The sequence below is a fragment of the Rickettsia sp. TH2014 genome (assembly GCF_019249195.1).
Lineage (GTDB): Bacteria > Pseudomonadota > Alphaproteobacteria > Rickettsiales > Rickettsiaceae > Rickettsia > Rickettsia felis.
In genome coordinates, this window is the sequence record NZ_MXAX01000161.1 from 1 (window position 1) to 1,324 (window position 1,324).

Consider the following 1,324-nt stretch of genomic DNA (forward strand, 5'->3'; position numbering starts at 1 on the left):
TAATGCTATAGCTATATCTTCTTTAGTAAACACTGGCTTTGTATATGAAATACGACCAAATACTATCTCTGGATTTTCGTATATCTTTCTTGCATTCTCAGCTATTATTTCTTTGTTTTTTGCCTCAAGCTCAGTTGCCTTCATATAATGAGCAGGACCTTTGTGACGTGTTGGCTCTTGGTCTATTCCGAGCTCCTTAAACGACTTAGCAGTTACTCTAAAAGGCAAGCCTGCTTCCTCATATACTTTATTAATCTCGACCGCACACTGCTTTCTAAAATCATACACTGCCTTAGTGGTTTTAAGATCTCTTGCCTTAATCTTACTAAGTATTACTTCTCCATTTTCTAAACGCTCTAGTCTTCTTGTTAAAAACTGCAGATGTACATGCGGATTATCGGGATTATCGTAGTGAATATTAGCTTCGCATACTATGCCTCTAGCTCTTAAATTCTTATTTACATATTCCTCAACCAATTTTTTATTTTCTTCCTCACTTACTTCACGCGGTAAGGCAAAAATAATTTTTTCAGCAGTTCTAGAATCCTCCCTTTTTTCTCTAGCTTCTGCTGCGTTCCATAATTGCTCTCTATCCTGAAGCCATGTAACGTCTTCAAAACCTTCAGGTATGAATATTTTGCTATATACTACACCTTTCTTTTTTGTAAAATCATAAGTAATACTTATCTCTTCGCCACTATCCTTATCAATAGTTTTGTATACTATTTTACTTGCAGAAATATATGAAGCAGTAGCAACGGCATTTTGCCCTTTGCTTCTTTGTACAGACCCAATACTGAAGTGCATTAATGCCATGTTAACTACTTTTTAAACTATCATGTCTTCTAATTTCTTCGTTTTGCTTTAGGATTTCTAGTGATTTTTTATTATATCTAGGTCCTACATGACGTGTCGGGATTTTATCTATTCCAAGTGCTCTATATGACTTAGCACTCACTTTAAAAGATAATCCTGCTTCCTCATATATTTTGTTGATTTCAATTTCGCATTGCTCCCTTAAAATATATAAAAAAGCTATACTGCTAAATTCACGGTCTTTGCTGCGTACAAAAAATACTGTGTCATTATCTAAACGTTTTAATTTTCTAGTTAAACACAATATATTGACATGTGGATTCTCAATATTTTTATAATTAATATTAACATCACATACTAAACCACGTGCTACAATATTTTTCTGTACAAATTCTTCCGCTAGCTTGACATTTGCTTCTTTGCTTACTTCTTTTGGCAATGCAAATTCTATTAGTGTACCAGTAATAGAATCATCCCGTTTTTCTCTTGCTTCTGCTGCATTCCATAA

General features: G+C 33.9%; 2 protein-coding genes. Both read right to left on the bottom strand.

What is annotated here, in order from left to right:
• Window positions 1-816 (bottom strand): MobA/MobL family protein (locus KYQ89_RS03095; protein WP_218460358.1); only part of this gene is annotated, 816 nt, incomplete at its 3' end.
• A gap of 1 nt (window position 817) precedes the next feature.
• Window positions 818-1,324, bottom strand: a 507-nt coding sequence (locus tag KYQ89_RS03100; RefSeq protein ID WP_218460359.1) for a MobA/MobL family protein, incomplete at its 5' end; no start/stop codon positions are given.